Genomic DNA, 1,726 nt, shown 5'->3' on the forward strand with positions numbered 1-1,726 from the left:
GCGTTGAGCTGCTGCTGCCGCTGGCCTTGACGCTGGTGGAAGACGGTTTGCTGGACCTGCCGACTCTGCTCGCACGCCTGAGCGCCGGCCCGGCCCAGGCGCTGCAACTGCCAGCCGGGAAACTGGCGGTGGGCGCGGCGGCGGACCTGGTGCTGTTCGACCCGGCTGCCTCCACCGTGGCCGGCGAAGCGTGGCGCTCCAAGGGCGACAACTGCCCATTCCTCGGCCACAGCCTGCCGGGCGTGGTGCGCTACACCTTGATGGATGGGCGGATTACCCACCAGGCCTGACAAACCGCGTCGCCCTTTTCGCGAGCAGGCTCGCTCCCACAGGGATCTTCAGTGAACACATGATCCGTGGACACCTCGATCCAATGTGGGAGCGAGCCTGCTCGCGGATGCAGGCACCTCGATCCGACTGGCTTACTGGAAAGCCCCCCGCTTCTGCGCATTACGAATCGACACCTGATCGTTCAGCGTCCAGAAGTCATACAGCACACCCAGGAAAAACACCCCGCCAGTCAGCAGGTAGATGATCCCGCTGAGCCACTTCCCTTGATACATGCGATGCACACCCAACACCCCGAGAAACGTCAGCAGAATCCACGCGACGCTGTACTCGATCGGCCCGGGGGTGAAGCGCAGGTCGGCTTCGCGGTCCATGGCCGGGATCAGGAACAGGTCGATCAACCAACCGATGCCCAGCAGCCCGAACGTGAAAAACCAGATCGTGCCGGTGACCGGCTTGCCGTAATAGAAACGGTGAGCGCCAGTGAAACCGAGAATCCATAGCAGATACCCGATGACTTTACTGTGGGTATCGCGGACTGCGCCCTGCTGATAGCTGTTCATGAATGGCCTCTTTTGCCTCGATAGAAAAATTTGTTCGGATCTTTTGTGACTTTTATGTGTCTTGCCGACAAGCGGTCCTGAGCGACTCACGCCGGGGAAACGCCCGGAATACGGGGGCTCTGTCGGACGATCCGGTCAAATTGTCGCAATTACGCCGGGTTTGAGCGGGGTTCCGGATCGACAAACGGCCTCGGGAAGGCGAAAAAAGCTGTTATAAAGTTGCGCGCTAACCTTTATGAGCCCTGCCTAATGCGTCCATTTTTCAAGACATGGCTGACCATTTGCCTATTATTGCCACTGGCCGCCCACGCCACCAATCGTGAGCAACGTCTTCCGAACATCAACGGCTATACGCCCAAATCCCACGTTTCTGCTCCGTCGAGCAAAAACAGGCAAAGCGTCCAGCGTGTGAGTAACGCTCACAGCCGGCTGGTGCCACCCATGGCGACCAAGACGACCAGCAATGTGCTGAGCCGCGCCGTAAATGTACTCGGCACACCTTACCGTTGGGGCGGCAGCAGCCCAAGTAAAGGTTTCGATTGCAGTGGTCTGGTGAAATACGCCTTCAACGACTCCTCCTTTGACTTGCCGCGCACGTCCAATGCAATGGCGGCCGGCCACGGCGAGAAAGTCGAGCGCAAGGACTTGAAGCCCGGCGACCTGATTTTCTTCAAGCTCAAGAGCCGCCGGGTCAACCATGTGGCTATCTACCTGGGCAACGACCGCTTCATCCACGCCCCGCGCCGAGGCAAATCGGTGACCATTGACACCCTGAACAAGCCGTACTGGAACACCCATTACGTGGTTGCCAAGCGCGTGCTGCCGAAAGAGCCGGGGGCGATGCGCGTGGTTCAGCGCTGATTACCGGCCTCTGT

At 59.6% G+C, this 1,726-nt stretch carries 3 protein-coding genes; 2 read left to right on the forward strand and 1 reads right to left on the reverse strand.

What is annotated here, in order from left to right; all coding sequences use genetic code 11:
• A partial coding sequence (locus tag ACE04F_RS20725) for an amidohydrolase family protein (RefSeq protein WP_486109580.1) occupies window positions 1–290 on the forward strand: 290 nt, incomplete at its 5' end.
• A gap of 132 nt (window positions 291–422) precedes the next feature.
• On the opposite strand, the gene ACE04F_RS20730 is transcribed toward ACE04F_RS20725, so the two are convergent.
• Window positions 423–851 carry an NINE protein gene (locus ACE04F_RS20730; RefSeq protein ID WP_486109582.1) on the reverse strand — a complete coding sequence of 143 codons (429 nt, stop codon included), beginning with the start codon at window positions 849–851 and terminating at the stop codon, window positions 423–425.
• A gap of 249 nt (window positions 852–1,100) precedes the next feature.
• Between ACE04F_RS20730 and ACE04F_RS20735 the strand changes: the two genes are divergently transcribed.
• Window positions 1,101–1,712, forward strand: a complete 612-nt coding sequence (locus ACE04F_RS20735) for a C40 family peptidase (protein WP_486109584.1) — start codon at window positions 1,101–1,103, stop codon at window positions 1,710–1,712.
• The last annotated feature ends 14 nt before the right edge of the window (window positions 1,713–1,726 follow it).

This window comes from Pseudomonas sp. AGC41, assembly GCF_057334555.1.